Origin of the sequence: Rhodococcus sp. Eu-32, assembly GCF_003336925.1 — a bacterium.
Classification (GTDB): Bacteria; Actinomycetota; Actinomycetes; order Mycobacteriales; family Mycobacteriaceae; genus Rhodococcoides; species Rhodococcoides kyotonensis_B.
In genome coordinates this window covers 41,206-55,591 of record NZ_QGNK01000029.1, presented here as the reverse complement: position 1 = coordinate 55,591, position 14,386 = coordinate 41,206, and the positions used below count along the sequence as shown (strand labels likewise).

The following is a 14,386-nucleotide window of genomic DNA, read 5'->3' as shown; positions in this document are numbered from 1 at the left end:
AATCGCCTCGAACTCCGAGAGCTCGGCGTCGGATTCCAACACCGTCTCCACCATGCGCACTGCTCGCTGCCGGAACTCCGGCGGGTACTGACGTGGCATAGCTCCATCCTCCTACAAAGAACGGAACTAAACCTGGGGTACTTCAGTACACGATCGACAGTCGCCCGTCTCGGCGCCCCGCGCCGCATCGAGGCCACACGTTTGATCCCCGCCGATGGGGTTATGCGGGTGTCACTGCAGCTCGGTCGTACAGCAGTGTGCGCCGCTGTGGATATGACAGTTCGGTGTCGCGCACGCGCCCGACTCCACCCGACATCTGTCTCTTTCGAACAACAGTTGGGATCGACATGACTGACTCGACCTCCTTTCCTCCAGAACACACTTCCGACCCGCACTATCCCGAATCTGCCGTGCCGCAAAGCTTTTCGTCACCGCAGCACGCCGTGAACCCGAAAGCAGCAGATGTCGGCGGCCATTCGACCGCCGGCGTCGCCGCGCACCAAGCCGGCGAGGTCGCCGGCGGCGCCGCCGACGCCGGCAAACACGTTGCCGGTGTCGCGCAGGAACAAGCCCAGCAGGTCGCCGGCGAGGCGAAGAACCAAGCCAAAGAGCTGTTGCACCAATCCAAAGGCGAACTCACCGAGCAGGCCTCGGCCCAGCAGAAGCGGCTCGCGTCCGGGCTCAGAGCGCTCGGCGACGAACTCGGCACGATTGCCCAGTCCAGTGACAACCCGGGTGTGGCAAGCGATCTCGTCCATCAGGTAGCCGACCGGGCAGGTTCTGTTGCGTCGTGGCTCGATGACCGCGAACCCGGTCATGTGCTCGACGAGGTCACCCGCTTCGCTCGTCGCCGGCCGGGTGCGTTCCTGGCGATCGCCGCGGGAGCGGGCCTGCTCGCCGGCCGACTCGGGCGCGGTCTGCTCGCCGACGACACCGGTACCTCGCCGCAGGCAGAGCGCCGCGACCAGGTGCCGCACACACCGTCGCCGCCGGCTCCGCAGCGTCCGTCGGATGCGCGGCCGATCGTGCCCGCCGCCGAGCCGGTCGGCCAGTTCCCCCCGGACGCGGGCAGCGAATTCGTCTCGCCCACCGAGCGGCCGATCCAGAACACCGGCTATACCGCGCAACCGGGTTACCGGGCCCCCAACACGGGGCTGCAGCCGTGAGCACTCCAGCCGGTACCCACGGCGACCACGTTCCCGACCCGCCCTCGATCGGTGAACTGCTGTCCGCGGTCGGTGAAGATCTGTCGCTGCTGATGCAGCAAGAACTTGCGCTCGCCAAAGCCGAAGCGAAACAGACCGCCACCCGCGCCAGCAAAGGCGCCGCCATGCTCACCGGGGCGGCGCTGGCTGGATTCTTCGTCACGCTGTTCTTGTCGATCGCCCTGTGGTGGGCATTGGGGAACGCGATCGGCCGCGGCTGGTCCGCGCTCGTCGTGGCGGTGATCTGGGCCGTCATCGCAGCCGTTCTCGCTGTCACCGGGCGAGGTGCGCTGCGCACAGCCACAGGTTTACCCCGCACCACCGAGACGGTCAAAGACATTCCCGACGCCCTGACCCCGCACCCCCAGGAGAGATCATGACCACCCCCAGTTCCGAACCCGACCGGATCCGCGCCGACATCGAGCGCACCCGCCGCACCCTGAGTTCCGATGTCGATTCCCTTGCCTACGAGGCGAATCCGGCCACCATGGCCCGCCGTAAGGTGGGCCGGGTGACCGGATCGGTAGCCGGTCTGCGCGATCGTGTGATGGGGTCTGCCCACGACGCCGCGGACGCATCGCACGGAGCGGTGTCCTCGGCCGCGGACACCGCGTCGTCGGTTCCGTCCGCAGCGCGATCACGAACGCAGGGCAACCCGCTCGCGGCAGGGCTGATCGCGTTCGGAGCAGGCCTGCTCGTCTCGGCGCTCATTCCCGCTTCGGAGAAGGAGCACGAGCTCGCGCAGACGGTGAAAGACAACGCCGAGCCGCTGGTCTCCGAAGCCGCCGACGCCGCCAAAGACGTCGCACACAACCTGGCCGAGCCAGCCCAGGACGCAGCGCAGTCGGTCAAAGACACCGCAGCCGATGCCGCGCACACCGTCAAGGACGAAAGCGCCGACGCCGCCGGCGATGTCCGCACTCGAACACAGCAAGCGCGCGAGAACGTCCAAGACGCCTGACACGAGCACTCACGGCGGGGAGCCAACCACCGTCACCCACAGCCGTCAGTGCGGGCTGCCCGGCACCAGCGGCGCCAGGCAGCCCGCACACCCGGCGAACCCACGTTCAGCGCATCGCCCCCCCGAACCGGGCGGTGTCGCCGGCCGTCGTGGCCGAGTGTCCGCTGCTCCGTCTCGGACGTGCCCGAGGTGTTTCGAACAGCTCGCATATCTCCGCCGGGGCGAGTTCGACGACCGCATCCAGGTCGACCAGCCTCGTGCTGTACACCCGATTCATTCCCTGGTGGCCGGGCCGCGAACGCGTGCACGGTGTGTGCAATAAGCGGAGCCATCCGCTGGTCGTTCGATGCGTCCGTTTAACGCCCGAATCTGTTGTCGTTCACAAGAGCTCGTCGTACCCGGAGGATGCGAGAGCGGTCAGCAGTCGGTGTTCGGGCACGCAGGTCGATAGGCCGCAGATACACAGAGAACTCCGGTGCCGAGTCTCCAGCGGCGCGAATCGAGGGTTCGACGGACCCGATTCACATCAGGCTTCCCCCCATCGCTGGCGCTGCCAGGCGCTCGTCCTGCTGCCTCAAGCTGAAGGTCCGACGGGCACGCGGCGTGTCACGCGCTCGGCGCTCGGCGTTGTGAGTCGGATCCGGTGGACGCTACGAACACAGCCGACGCGTCCGAAGTGCGGTTCAATAGCTGCGAGGTGAATTCGGACAGGTTCGAGTTCGAGTGACAGAAAGGGCTGAACTACATGGCTCACTACATGGCTCTCGCTAGTGCGGAGCGGTCCGACTTCGCCGATTTGCTGGAGGGGTTGACCAGCGAGCAGTGGTCGTCGCCGAGCTTGTGCTCGGGATGGTCGGTCAAGGACGTCGCGGCACACACGATCAGCTTCGATGTGCTCGATCGCCGCGGCCTCATCCAGCGGTATGTCGAGGCACGATTCGCGCCCGCCCGCATCAACCAGCTCGGCGTGGACTCCCTCGCGAGTTCGCAGCCCGACGAGTTGGTCGAGGTGTTTCGTCGACACGAACGTCCCACGGGTCTCACCGCCGGTTTCGGCGGCCGAATCGCATTGGTGGATGGACTGATTCATCAACAAGATGTGCGCCGACCGCTCGGGCTGCACAGAATCATCGACTCGGACCGACTTCTGGTCGCGTTGCGGTTTGCGCTCTACGCACCACCGATCCGGGGAGCCGTCCGACTACGCGGACTGGCCCTTTCTGCAACCGACCTCGATTGGTCCCACGGTCGAGGTCCGACAGTACGTGGGCCTGCAGAAGCGTTGCTGATGGCGATGACCGGACGCCGACACGCGACCGCAGACTTGCACGGTCCAGGCTTGGCCACGCTCGCTTCTCGGTGCCACTAGATGCACCGACAACAACAGTTGCGCGCGCAGTCGATCCGCGTCGTGCTGCACAGCTGACACACGACAACCTCGACCAGCAAGCGTCGCTGCCGGTTCGGATCGCTGCCGCGGCGCGGCGGCACACCCGACTGTCGAGTGTCCCGACGACCCCGCCTGCCGCCCTCACCGTGCTGGGCGATCACCCGTTTGCTCGGCCTGCGCCGAGACGACGGCGCTATCGGCGGTTCGATGTCCAGCGTTGCAGTCTGTCCTGGCGCGCAGCAGCAGCAACGCCATCGCGCGCCCACACGGAACATCGCTGTCCTACGGCGAACCTCCGACTTGTCCACTATTCGGCTGTCGTCGGCTCAGCCACGTTTCTTCAGCTGATGTGATTGTCGATCGGCGCCGTCCGCTGACGGACGAATCAGCGGAGCGTGCGAGCCGTTTGTCCGGGCATGGACGCACCAGCAGACAGAGCCGCGGCTGCTGGGTTGTCGGTTGCCCGGTGAGGCATCGCGGCTGGACCGGAGCGTAGGGTCGGATGATGAACAGCGAGGAAAGCCCGCGTGTCGATCTCAGCCGTGTAATCGCGCAGATGACGAGGACGTTCTTCGCTCCTTCTTCTGTGGAGGACACGTTGCGCGGGGTGACCGCCAGTGCAACTGCGTTGATCGATGCGGTCGATTGCGCCGACGTTCTGATCGTCGAAGGCGCGAAAAAGTATCGGTCGCATGCAGCGACGAGTGATCTACCGGTGCGGTTGGACGAACTTCAAGAACGTGTCGGTGAAGGCCCCTGCGTCGATGCCGCGCGTACCGCGGCGTTCGTGCGCTGCGACGATTTTCGTACCGATCCGCGGTGGCCGGCGTTCGGTCCGTCTGCCGTCGAAGCCGGAATCTCGAGCAGCTTGTCGTTCCAGCTGTACGCCAGCGATGACACGATCGGCGCCCTGAACTTGTTCGCACGCGAGGCGAATGCGTTCAGCTATGAGGACGAGCAACTCGGTGCGGTACTGGCCACCCACGCCGCGGTGGCGCTCTACGCCGCGAACAAGGCCGAACAGTTCAGCTCCGGGCTTGCCTCCCGTGATCTGATCGGCCAAGCGAAAGGGATGTTGATGGAGCGTTACCGCATCGACGCCGTGCACGCGTTCGAGTTGATCAGAGAACTGTCTCAAACCCAGAACGTGCCGGTCACCGAATTGGCTGCAGAGCTGGTTCGTCTCGGATCCGAATCGTCGCCTCCGCAGACCGACTAGCCAGACGCCCTCGACAGTCGTGTGTGCTGGGCGCTTCCTACGTATGTCGAACGGGGTGTATAGGTCGTCGACCGCGGGCGGTGTGTGTCGAATGCGGCGCCGAACACCTCGGCAAGACTTCTCGCGCACAACAGCGGCCAGTCGATATCGCCGTGCGTTCGACGGCCGGCCTGGGTCAGTTGCACCGGGCCGGCGTCCGCCGCGGGTGTTTCAATACCGTGGTGTCCACAGTCGATGATGCACCGCCGAGGTCGACGACGGGGATGAACGAAGAAGTGATACCGCGTATCGACGACGACACGGGCGACTCGACGTGGCAACGGCCGGATACGGCGCGCTCGTTCACCGCAGTGCCCGACGCGTGCGCCCGGATCGTGTTGTCGCGAGGAATATCTGCGGTCACTGTCGGCGACATTGAAGAGGTCACCGGCATCACCCGGGCCCGGCTCTACCGTAGATATCGTGATCGCGCCGATCTGCTGGCGCAGCTCTACCGCGAAGGACACCGCCGCGCTGCCCGGTGGTGCGCCGATCCCGCGCACCACCAGCGCGAATCGGGGCCGGCCAGAGTGCGCGAGTTCGCTCATGCGGTACTCGAGGACGCAGCAACCGATCCCGTGGCGCGGGCACTGCACAGCCTCGAGATGTCGCCCATCGCGCACCGCACCGGACTCGACAGCATCTACGCTCTCTGGGGCGCATTCGTGACCTCCGCCCTCTCCACGCCTGCGGCCGCCCTCGAGGACCGCGCTCACGCCGCCGACATCGCTGCCCTCGTCGTCGGCGCCGTGGCCGGGTTGTGTGTTGCAGCCGATCCGCTCACCCACCCAGGCCAGGCCGGTCACGACCACGCCGCACGAGTACTTCACGCGGTCCTGCCGCAACCGCCGCAGTGAAGCCAGTGGGATGGGAGTGAGGATGTGGGCCCGGTGCACCGCCTGGTCGTCGCATGTGATCACCCCATTCCCGGCACAGGCGAACACACATGCTGTTCGTATGTGAGCTTCACCGCACCGGTGTCGGCGCGCACTCGTGCTGCGTGGCACCGACCTGCGTCATGTCCGATCCGGTACTGAACGACAGGCAAGTAACTGCGTCCGGCCCCCTTGAAACGAGTCACCAATTACGACATTGTTCAGACATGAGCACAATAGCCGTCTCGGCCGAGGAACAGCGCGCACTCGGCGACCTTCGCGGTCGCCTCACCGTCGAATTCGCCTCCATCTCGGCTGCGGCGGTCGAGGAGGCGATCACGGCTGCGCATCGCCGGTTCGACGGCGGCGCGATCCGCGACTTCGTGCCCCTGTTCGTCGAACGTGACGCCCGCCGCCGACTCGCCCGAATTCTCTGACCTGAAGTTCGCAGAATTCCCCACTGAACACTTTGTCGATCAGGCGATCCGGACAGGGGCCCGACCGCCTGGCGGGCAGCCTGCCCCCACACGTGCATTATCGGCGGGTCACCGGGCGCCGTGGCCCGCGCCGGGTGATACTGGGACCATGACGCAGGCCGGGCGCAGCGAGGACGACCGCATCATCGACTTCGCACTTCGGTGGCTGCCCTATGGCGGCGGACCGGCCGAGGACATCGTCGTCGGATTCGGAATCAGCCCGCGTGAATTCTTCGCCCGCCTCGATACTCTGCTCCGTGGTCCCGCGCGTCCGCCGCATCTCGACCGCGCCGCAGTCGCAGCCCTGCTGCGTATGTGCAGCCGCCGACTGCGCATGAACGAAGACATCGCCTGACATCCTCCAGCTGCGTACGCCATTCCTCGGCTCGGGCCGGGACGAGGGTGCGGCGGTGCCGGGCTACGAGCGCCCGGTGGTCGTGGCGGCGATGACGCCAACCCAGCGGGCGTTCTCCCCTGGGATGGGGTGTTCTGTCCGTAGAAATTGGTGACCGCGGCCCCGGAACGATGTTGGTTGCCACTGAAGCTGGAAGGCCCGCAGAAGAGGAAGAACGGCCATTCGCGCTGCGCCGGCCGGTGCTGGGTCGCGGAATCACCTGCAGCAGTGCAGGTTCGAGTTCTTGCACCTCGTTGATGAACAACCCCGGAGCGGTACCGTCTGTATCGAAGAGTATTGACTATTTTCGATACACGGAGAGACACCTCGATAGGCAGGCGCGCAAGCGTGGCAGCGATCTGACGCGGCGTGAGCTAGTGCGATTGTCGTCGTGGCGCCTCGGCCGGACGAGTCCACACGGGGCTTCGCCGCGGCGGTTCGGGAAGGCGTCTACGGCTGCGGCGGCAGGCATCGCGCCGCTCCCGGTCATTCGGGCGTTATCTCGCGTTCGTGGCGCCGACCTGTGCCGGTACATCGGTGTTCCAGCGCATGGTGACGGTGGTTCCTTCGCCGGACGGGGTCACTTCCGAACCGGTGGTCACGGCGGTGATCAGCGGCAATCCGTTGCCGCGGACCGGGTCCGGTGTCGGTGTTCGCCACCGGCCGTGGTCGCTGACTGCTACTTCCAGCACGTGTCCGGCACCGGGGTAGCAGGCGTGGACGGTGAATGTTCCCGGCGCTGGGGCGGGGGCGTCGTGGTAGGCGTGTTCGACGGTGTTGGCGAGGGCTTCGTAGACGGCCAGTTCGACATCGGGGCGCCGGTCGGGGTCGATTCCGGCGGCGGTGAGCCAGGAGGAGAGGGTGTGCCGGACCGCTGCGGCGTTGTCCGGGGTGGCCGGGACGTCCGCGATCATCAGTTCGATCGGGGGCGACGGCGACCCGGTGGCACCGGTGGGCATCGCTGTGTCAGCCATGCCGATCCGATACCCCGTACGTGGGGTGTTCACTCCACGGACCCCGCCCGTTCATCGTCGGCTACTCGGTCACCGCTCGGTCGGGGACAGCGCCGCCACGGCCGTAGCCACATCGGTGTAGAGAGTCATTTCCTGGTCGAGGCCGAGCAGTGTCAACGGCCGCGCTGTGGTGGGCCCGTCGGCGACGACGGCGAACTCGGTGGCGTCGGTGACGCGCCGGCTGGCGTCGAGGAGGACGGTCATACCGACCGAGGCGAGGAACGGTACATCGGTCAGGTCGATGATCAACGCCGGCGGGGCGTGCTCGGCGAGGACGGCGTCGATGGATTCGGTCAGCTGCGGGGCGGTCACCAGATCCACCTCACCGCGCACCGAGAGCACGATCGTCTCCTCGTGCTGGGTCACCGACACCTCGAGGGATCCGGCGCCGGCGTCGTCGATCGTCATGAGGGGCACACACCACCTTTTCTGCAACACCCGCCGTTCGGGTATCGGTTGTGCAGCAACCCTAACGTCCCCAGGACTCGGCGCTGAGCTTTCACCACGCCAGGCCGCGTCAAAGGACTGCGCTCGGTGCTGTCCGCCACCGAGAAAAACCCGCCCCCCTTTTTTCGCGACTCGCAGCGTCCCGGGTCGCATGGCGACGCCGGGGCGTTCATCGGCCCCTGCCCCGGTCGACGCGCGACCGGAAAATTCAGGGCGGGGATTGTCACGGCTTCCGCGGTGTTCGGCGGGTCTCGACCAGTTCGGCGGCGAGGGCGGCGACGGGAGTGTTTCTGTTCTGTGACTGGGCGGGAAGCATCTGGAGTGCGTGGAGCGCGTCGACGTCGAACCGTTCCATGATCATTCCTTTGGCTTGTCCGATGATGTCGCGGGAGGCGAGCGCGGACCGGAATTGTTCGTCGCGGCGCGTCATCGAGATCCCGACCGCGATGTGCGCGGCCAATGGCTCGGTTTGCTCGATAGTGTGTTTGTCGAACGCTCGCCGAGGACCGCATCCTGGGTCACCGGGTCAGCAGTAGTCGAATGATGCATGGACCGCGCCAAATCAGCGATCGCACGATAGAGCTGCTTGTCCTCGGTCACCGCACTACCCCCACTGGCCGAGCGCGCGTGTGCCCGGCCCTGTGCTCTCCATGACCCGGTCGGCGTCGGCCCACACCACCCAGTCTGAAAAAGCTTGGTCCAACCCGTGGATACTCGTGACCTGACCGCGAACCGCGGACAGCGGACAGCGGAACACCGAAGGATTGAACACCTGCGCCGGTGGGCACCACTGTGCGATGGGATGGGGCGATCGGGACCGACGCGACCGGCTGTGGCACCGGGTAGCGCATGCCGCGGCGGCGCGGCCCGGAATCGAGTGCATCGACGCCGTCGCCGTGGTGGCCGCCGATTCTTTGCCCATGCCAGGCTGCGAGGTCGTGATCACAGCCCGCGCCGACCCCGGTTCGTCGCCGATGAACGCGCACATCATCGCAGCGACTGCGACGTGGGCGGCTGATCTGGACGCACTGCAAAGCGCGGCCGGGGAAGGCCCGTCACTGTCCGCGTTGCGCAGCGGAGTCCCCGGTGTCGCTGTCGATGCCCGCGCACTTGCCGGGCAGTGGCCGGGGCTGGCGGCGATGACACCACACGACTACGACGGCGCGATCTTCGCATTCCCCGTCGGCTCGCATGCCTCTCCGTTCGCCACCCTCACCGCGTATCTTCGTCGACCCGCCGCTAGTACCCCCGGTATCGCCGACTTGGGCATGGAGGTGGCCGCGATCGCAGCGCTCGTGTTGTCCGAGCACCTCAGCGACTATGTTCACCGCATCGAAACCGACACCGACGGCGACGGTGTCGCTATCGCGGTGGGGATATTGGCCGCTCGTCATCATCTAGCGGCCAGCGACGCCGGAGCTCTGCTCCGCGCGACGGCATTCGGGCGGGGGCAACGTCCCCGAGAGGTAGCCGACGACATCATTGCCGGCTGCTGCGACCCAACCGACACCTGACACCCTCGACATCGCACGCGCCACTGCGGGTCCGACTGCAGATCCCGTACTCCCGAATTGCAGGTCACGTACTGCGACAGACACCTCACGCCGCAATTACGGTTCGGGACGTTTCGGCGACACCGTCCCGGGCGGCCTTCTGTCGCTGATCGACGTCGGCGGCGTCGAGGCCGAGAACGGCGCACCACCATGACATGCGTTCAGCTGTTTCGGTCCAGATCACTGTGTCCATCACACTCGTCCTCACCGATGTCTCGTCTGCTGCGGCTACCCGCCGCGCGGGCAGGGCAAACCCACACCAGTGCGCCCGTCGACGCGTGCACCCGCCGGGTGAACGCACTGCAGGCGACGAAGGCAGGTTTCGCTGGACGTCCAGCTTGGTCGCCGCCGGTACCGCGGCGGAGGTGTGGTGGCGGGTGCTCTAGAAGTCGCCGCTGGTCTCGGCGGGTGCCGTGCGCGCTCGAACTCGCTGCAGGTGCACCCGACGGGAGAGCCGGATGACGGGACGAATCAACAGTTCGATGCTGCCACCGAGAAACAACCACGTGCCTGCGGTGGTGGTCGACTCGCCGAAGAACAGAATGCTTCCGGCGATGACCGCTCTACGGTGCGGGGACGAGGGTCTCGCTGCGGACGAGGAAAGAGTAGCCATCGGAGCTGTGTTCGGTGTTTCGGACCAGCACGAGACCATCGTCTCTGACACCGCGAACCGTGACGTCGATGGTGCGGGCTCCCGCAGTGAGGTGACAACGGTCGCCGACGTTCATACCTGTTGTCTACACCCCCCCCCGACGACGTCACCGTCCCGCCACCCATCCGATGACCCGAAATGTGGACCACATTTACGACAGCACCATCATGACCCCCGGATGCCTCGATGGCCGCGGGCGAACCGCCCGGTCTGCACGTTCACCCGCCGGCCCCGGTCCAATGGTCTCTGCCGCATATTTTCCTTTCTGGGTCTGATCCGAGGCCGCCCGCGACCGGTGATGACGGTGCTCGGTGTGATCCATGCCTCGTCCTTCTCCGGAGATGTCCGGTGCGCGCATCGGCATCCGAGTTCCGACCGGCCGGCCCGGCGGTGTGGGCGGGCGCGGGTGAAGGGGTAGCTTGGTGTGGCTGCGTTGTTGAGACCACAGCTCGCGGTCGGCGTGGATGCGGCATCGATGTCGTATCCACGCGGCCGGCAACATCCGCGGCAGTCGACGGGCCGACCCACGAGTCGAGTGCATCTGTTCGAGACGACAACCACGCTGAGATGGTCTGTCGGTGCAGCGCAAGTCGTCTTGTGCGGCGCCGCGGCAAATTTGTGCATTCATCGTGCACGGTGCCCATAATTGGTGAGTGACTACATCGGATTTCAACGATGCGACGATCGCGGTGTCGGCGCCTGAAACTCCGGCGCCGCGTGTGCGGTGGGGCGGCGTGCATCAAGACCGCGACCTCGCGGCGGCGTTGGGCACTCGCATCGACACCGATACCGACCTCGACAGCGCGCTGCGGGTGTTGGTGTCGCTGGCCCGTACCGCGATCTCCGGCGCAGACAGCGCCGGGGTGTCTCTCACTCTGGGCGAACGTGTGTTCACCGCCGTGCACAGCGATGCCCGCACGTTGATCGTCGATCAACGTCAATACGAGGTGGGTGACGGCCCGTGCCTGCATGCAGCTCGGACCGGGGACATCGTGCGGGTCGACGCGATCGCCGCGGAAACGCGCTGGCCGGTGTTCGTGGACGCAGCACGGGAGGAGAACGTGCACTCGTTCCTCGCCGCCCCGCTCTACGGGGCAAGCACCAGGTTCGGGTCGCTCAATCTTTACGGCGAAGCCCCCGCCGCGTTCGCCGACGCCGACGTCGTAACCCTGACCTCGTTGACCGGGGCGTTGGCGCGGGCACTCGGCGACTATGCCCGCTTCGACCGGCTCCGCACCGAGGTAGCGCAGCTACGGTTCGCACTCGAACACCGGGCCCCGATCGAACAAGCCAAAGGCATTCTGATGGCCACCCACCGCATCGACGCTGACACCGCATTCATCCGGTTGGCGGAAATGTCGCAACACACCAACCGCAAACTACGGGACGTCGCCGCGGAGTTCGTCGCCGCCGCAGCAGCACCCGCCCGCGACATCGACGGCACGCAGAAGTGCGGGTCGTAGACGGGCTTAAAAATGACCGGACCACCGCTCATTCGGGCGAGACCTGTCCCTGCACAGCAAGTTCGGCGATAGCCTTGGTTCGCCGAACTAGCGCTGCGAGCCGCCCGGGACCGTTCGTGCACACCTCCTGGCTGATCGCCGGCGTCTCAACGCCTGTCCGACCCGCCGGTTCGATCGCCGAGTCGCCCCCCGCGCCGTGTTCGGTCGGTGTGGCAATCGACAGTGCACCGCCCCAGCGCGGTCACCGTCGCCCGGCATCGTCGCGTCGTACCGGCACTGCTGCCCGGGTATCGAGAGGCTGCTGCTCATCGCGTGATCGTGGTGGCCGTGTCGAGGCCGACGGGGTAACGATGCCGAGCCCGCAGCGATGGATGCTGTGTGGCTTTCGGGCGGAGTAGAGGTACGGGCCCGGTCGCGGTCTCGGTAGTGATCGATCGACGCCGCCGCGTTCTGGCTTCGCTGCTCGCGGTGCTGCTGGTGGTGTATGCGGTGTCGGTCGGTGTCTCCTGGTGGGATGGCGCCGGTGAGGGCGCAGGCGCGGCCGGCGAGATGTGGGCGACTGTGATCGCTGCAGCCGGGCTGACAATGTTTGGCGCCGCGCAGCGCCGGTCCAGACGGTTTTCAGACTCGCCACCACCTTATACGTCACGTTACCGGTATCGTTGCGTTGCGTAGCGGCGCAACGGATTTGACGTTCATCTGCCATAACCTCAGTACGCTGGCCGTGGACGGCCGTCACCGTACGGGCATCGCGGCGCGGCGTGATGCAATCCATGTCCGGCGAAACCAGCACCGAGTCCTCCGATGCCACCTACGACCGGTGAGCCCATACGTAAGGCCGTACCTGTGGACGCAGCAACCGCCTTGCCGACCGCGAGCCCAGGTCACCGAAGCAGGCGAAGCTCGGCTGCTGCCCCGCGATCTATGAATTGTCATAGTGACAATTCATAGCCCGGGCATGGAGGATGTCGGTCTGCGTTGCGTTGCAGCGTTCTCCGCGTCGGTCGGGTGGCCGAACCGATGTGCAGCGCGTCGGCGTCACCGACCATCGGCCGGCAGAGACCATTGGCCGGCGCCGGTGACGGCGCCAAGCGTCAGGTGTCTGCTGACTTATCTTCTGGACATGCTGGTGACGTCGCGAGCAGCGCGCGTATCTCCGTCGGGGTGAGCCGGGCGGCGGTGTCGAGGTCGACCAGCCCTGCGCGGTATGCGCGGTTCGGCGCCTCCCGGTCCGCCGCGTAGGCGGCCACGGTATGCGCGATCAGCGGAGCCACTTGCAGTCTGTCGATCCGTTCGTTCAACCGCCTAAACATGGTGTCGTTCACTGATACTCCTTATCTGTCGGCTTTCATGGTTCAGCCCGTCGGCGGCCCTTGTGTGGTGGTGGTCGGGTAAACCACGACACCAGCCTCTTTCACCCAGGTCTCGTCGTCAGCGCCGAGGTGTTCGATCAATAGCTCGACTGTCGGAATGTGTTCGGCGAGTGGGTGATCGAACGCGGCGCGGGCGTTACGCACGCAGATGGTCCGATCGAAGCCTGGCGTGTACAGGGCGTCGATGACGAAACCGGGAGTGAAGCGCCCACCCATGGGGTCGCCGCCGCCCACTGCGGCGACGCGGCCGCGCCACCACCGGGTCAACGCCCGGGCTCGGGTGATGTCGGCGGGCGCTTCGACGTCGAGGATGGTGAACTTGTCGTACCCGGAAGATGCGAGGTCGGTCAACAGCCGCGGACCGAGCCAGGCCAGCTGAATGTTCCCTCCAACACGACGTTTTCGCCTCTGCTGATGCAGATGTCGGTGATCGCATCGAGGAGCTTCGTCGACTCGCTGTGCACCAGGGTCGCGAGCTCGCGCGGCAGTACCCGATATCCGTCGGGCAGTATGCGGGCCAGCAGGTCGTCGTAGACGCCGGCGTCGAGTGCGCCGCGCAGTAGGTAGTCGTTGACGCGGTCGGCGTCCAACACCCGCCACCCTCTGCCCGCGAGGTGTCGTCGTTCGACACTCGACGACTTACCGACACCGGGTGGCCCGGCGGTCGCGAGCGCCAGGCACTGGCGACCGACACTGACCTCGGTCTGCTCGGACAGGTACGCCTCGACGATTCCGTCGCGGGTCCGTCGACGCGGGACCGGATCGAAGATGTTGATCGAGGCGCGTGGTCCGTCCTTGTCCAGCACCCCGCCCGGCCGGCACCACGCCTCGAGTTCTACGGAGACCGATGTTGCCGAATCAGCGGGCATTCGCCTGCGCACGTCGATCGGCGGTGGCGTCGAGGAGGGCGCGGTAGTCCTCGTCGCTCAGCAGGTCACCGGCGCGTTCGATCTGGTCCCAGCTGCCGCGGATGTAGCTGTCCCCGATCGGATCATCATCGGCGTCGTGTCCGTAGGTGTAGTCCCACGCGGTCAGCTCGGTCATCATCGCGTCGTGATCGATGAGCTGCGCGGCGTGTTCGAGCAACACCTCGCGTGGGCTTCGCCGACGCGCCCAGGGCTGCAGCCGCAGCTTCTTGACGATCCGGCTCACCTCCGGCTGAGCGACACCGAGATTGGCGGCGATCACTCGCTGCGGGATCCCGGCATCGACGGCGTGCGCGACCGTCCTCAACAGCCGCAGCTGCAGCAACTCCCGCTGCGCGGGAATCGACCGGAGATCCCGCTCCAGATCGGGCATCAGCGCCATCGCAACCACCTCCACAAG

General features: G+C 66.3%; 18 protein-coding genes and 1 pseudogene. 10 read left to right on the top strand and 9 right to left on the bottom strand.

The window, feature by feature from the left end; genetic code table 11:
• Positions 1-347 precede the first annotated feature (347 nt).
• The 8 genes from DK926_RS26910 to DK926_RS24390 all read left to right on the top strand — a co-directional run bounded on the left by DK926_RS26910 (position 348) and on the right by DK926_RS24390 (position 6,520).
• The gene (locus DK926_RS26910) at positions 348-1,166 is read left to right on the top strand and encodes a hypothetical protein (protein ID WP_207890905.1); all 819 of its coding nucleotides are present in this window, start codon (positions 348-350) and stop codon (positions 1,164-1,166) included.
• On the top strand, positions 1,163-1,585 hold the full coding sequence (locus DK926_RS24420; RefSeq protein WP_243637006.1) for a phage holin family protein: 423 nt from the start codon (positions 1,163-1,165) through the stop codon (positions 1,583-1,585). Before DK926_RS26910 ends, DK926_RS24420 begins: the two co-directional genes overlap by 4 nt.
• Positions 1,582-2,166: a DUF3618 domain-containing protein gene (locus tag DK926_RS24415; RefSeq protein ID WP_114332549.1), complete on the top strand. Its 585-nt coding sequence runs from the start codon at positions 1,582-1,584 to the stop codon at positions 2,164-2,166. The genes DK926_RS24420 and DK926_RS24415 overlap by 4 nt, the downstream gene beginning before the upstream one ends.
• 745 nt (positions 2,167-2,911) lie before the next feature.
• On the top strand, positions 2,912-3,535 hold the full coding sequence (locus DK926_RS24410; RefSeq protein WP_114332548.1) for a maleylpyruvate isomerase family mycothiol-dependent enzyme: 624 nt from the start codon (positions 2,912-2,914) through the stop codon (positions 3,533-3,535).
• 526 nt (positions 3,536-4,061) lie between these two features.
• Positions 4,062-4,775: a GAF and ANTAR domain-containing protein gene (locus DK926_RS24405; protein ID WP_114332547.1), complete on the top strand. Its 714-nt coding sequence runs from the start codon at positions 4,062-4,064 to the stop codon at positions 4,773-4,775.
• 221 nt (positions 4,776-4,996) lie between these two features.
• Positions 4,997-5,671, top strand: a complete 675-nt coding sequence (locus DK926_RS24400) for a TetR family transcriptional regulator (protein WP_125833459.1) — start codon at positions 4,997-4,999, stop codon at positions 5,669-5,671.
• A gap of 245 nt (positions 5,672-5,916) precedes the next feature.
• Positions 5,917-6,126 carry a hypothetical protein gene (locus DK926_RS24395; RefSeq protein ID WP_114332545.1) on the top strand — a complete coding sequence of 70 codons (210 nt, stop codon included), beginning with the start codon at positions 5,917-5,919 and terminating at the stop codon, positions 6,124-6,126.
• Between the two features lie 148 nt (positions 6,127-6,274).
• Positions 6,275-6,520, top strand: a complete 246-nt coding sequence (locus tag DK926_RS24390) for a hypothetical protein (protein WP_114332544.1) — start codon at positions 6,275-6,277, stop codon at positions 6,518-6,520.
• A 536-nt stretch (positions 6,521-7,056) separates the two neighbouring features.
• On the opposite strand, the gene DK926_RS24385 is transcribed toward DK926_RS24390, so the two are convergent.
• From DK926_RS24385 to DK926_RS24375, 3 genes and pseudogenes are all read right to left on the bottom strand, one after another.
• The gene (locus DK926_RS24385) at positions 7,057-7,533 is read right to left on the bottom strand and encodes an ATP-binding protein (RefSeq protein ID WP_114332543.1); all 477 of its coding nucleotides are present in this window, start codon (positions 7,531-7,533) and stop codon (positions 7,057-7,059) included.
• A 69-nt stretch (positions 7,534-7,602) separates the two neighbouring features.
• On the bottom strand, positions 7,603-7,980 hold the full coding sequence (locus tag DK926_RS24380; protein WP_114332542.1) for an STAS domain-containing protein: 378 nt from the start codon (positions 7,978-7,980) through the stop codon (positions 7,603-7,605).
• A 262-nt stretch (positions 7,981-8,242) separates the two neighbouring features.
• Positions 8,243-8,476, bottom strand: a pseudogene (locus tag DK926_RS24375) (ANTAR domain-containing protein); the annotation flags it as partial.
• A 340-nt stretch (positions 8,477-8,816) separates the two neighbouring features.
• On the opposite strand from DK926_RS24375, the gene DK926_RS24370 reads away from it, so the two are divergent.
• Positions 8,817-9,533, top strand: coding sequence for an ANTAR domain-containing protein (locus tag DK926_RS24370; protein ID WP_114332541.1), 717 nt, complete (start codon positions 8,817-8,819; stop codon positions 9,531-9,533).
• A gap of 85 nt (positions 9,534-9,618) precedes the next feature.
• On the opposite strand, the gene DK926_RS26805 is transcribed toward DK926_RS24370, so the two are convergent.
• Positions 9,619-9,765: a hypothetical protein gene (locus DK926_RS26805; protein WP_165839663.1), complete on the bottom strand. Its 147-nt coding sequence runs from the start codon at positions 9,763-9,765 to the stop codon at positions 9,619-9,621.
• A gap of 189 nt (positions 9,766-9,954) precedes the next feature.
• Complete coding sequence (locus tag DK926_RS24365) at positions 9,955-10,185, bottom strand: YrhK family protein (RefSeq protein WP_243637005.1); 231 nt, start codon at positions 10,183-10,185, stop codon at positions 9,955-9,957.
• A 692-nt stretch (positions 10,186-10,877) separates the two neighbouring features.
• Here DK926_RS24365 and DK926_RS24360 point away from each other — a divergent pair.
• Positions 10,878-11,687, top strand: coding sequence for a GAF and ANTAR domain-containing protein (locus DK926_RS24360; RefSeq protein WP_243637004.1), 810 nt, complete (start codon positions 10,878-10,880; stop codon positions 11,685-11,687).
• Between the two features lie 1,094 nt (positions 11,688-12,781).
• Here DK926_RS24360 and DK926_RS24355 read toward each other — a convergent pair.
• Genes DK926_RS24355 through DK926_RS24345 form a run of 4 tightly spaced genes read right to left on the bottom strand, consistent with a single transcriptional unit; the run spans position 12,782 to position 14,368 of the window.
• Positions 12,782-13,012, bottom strand: coding sequence for a hypothetical protein (locus DK926_RS24355; RefSeq protein WP_114332539.1), 231 nt, complete (start codon positions 13,010-13,012; stop codon positions 12,782-12,784).
• Positions 13,013-13,042: 30 nt separating this feature from the next.
• Positions 13,043-13,411 carry a hypothetical protein gene (locus tag DK926_RS27175; protein WP_243637003.1) on the bottom strand — a complete coding sequence of 123 codons (369 nt, stop codon included), beginning with the start codon at positions 13,409-13,411 and terminating at the stop codon, positions 13,043-13,045.
• Positions 13,408-13,929, bottom strand: a complete 522-nt coding sequence (locus tag DK926_RS27170; RefSeq protein WP_243637002.1) for a zeta toxin family protein — start codon at positions 13,927-13,929, stop codon at positions 13,408-13,410. The genes DK926_RS27175 and DK926_RS27170 overlap by 4 nt, the downstream gene beginning before the upstream one ends.
• A complete protein-coding gene (locus DK926_RS24345) occupies positions 13,919-14,368 on the bottom strand; it encodes a hypothetical protein (RefSeq protein WP_114332555.1) in 450 nt (149 codons plus the stop codon). The genes DK926_RS27170 and DK926_RS24345 overlap by 11 nt, the downstream gene beginning before the upstream one ends.
• Positions 14,369-14,386 lie beyond the last annotated feature (18 nt).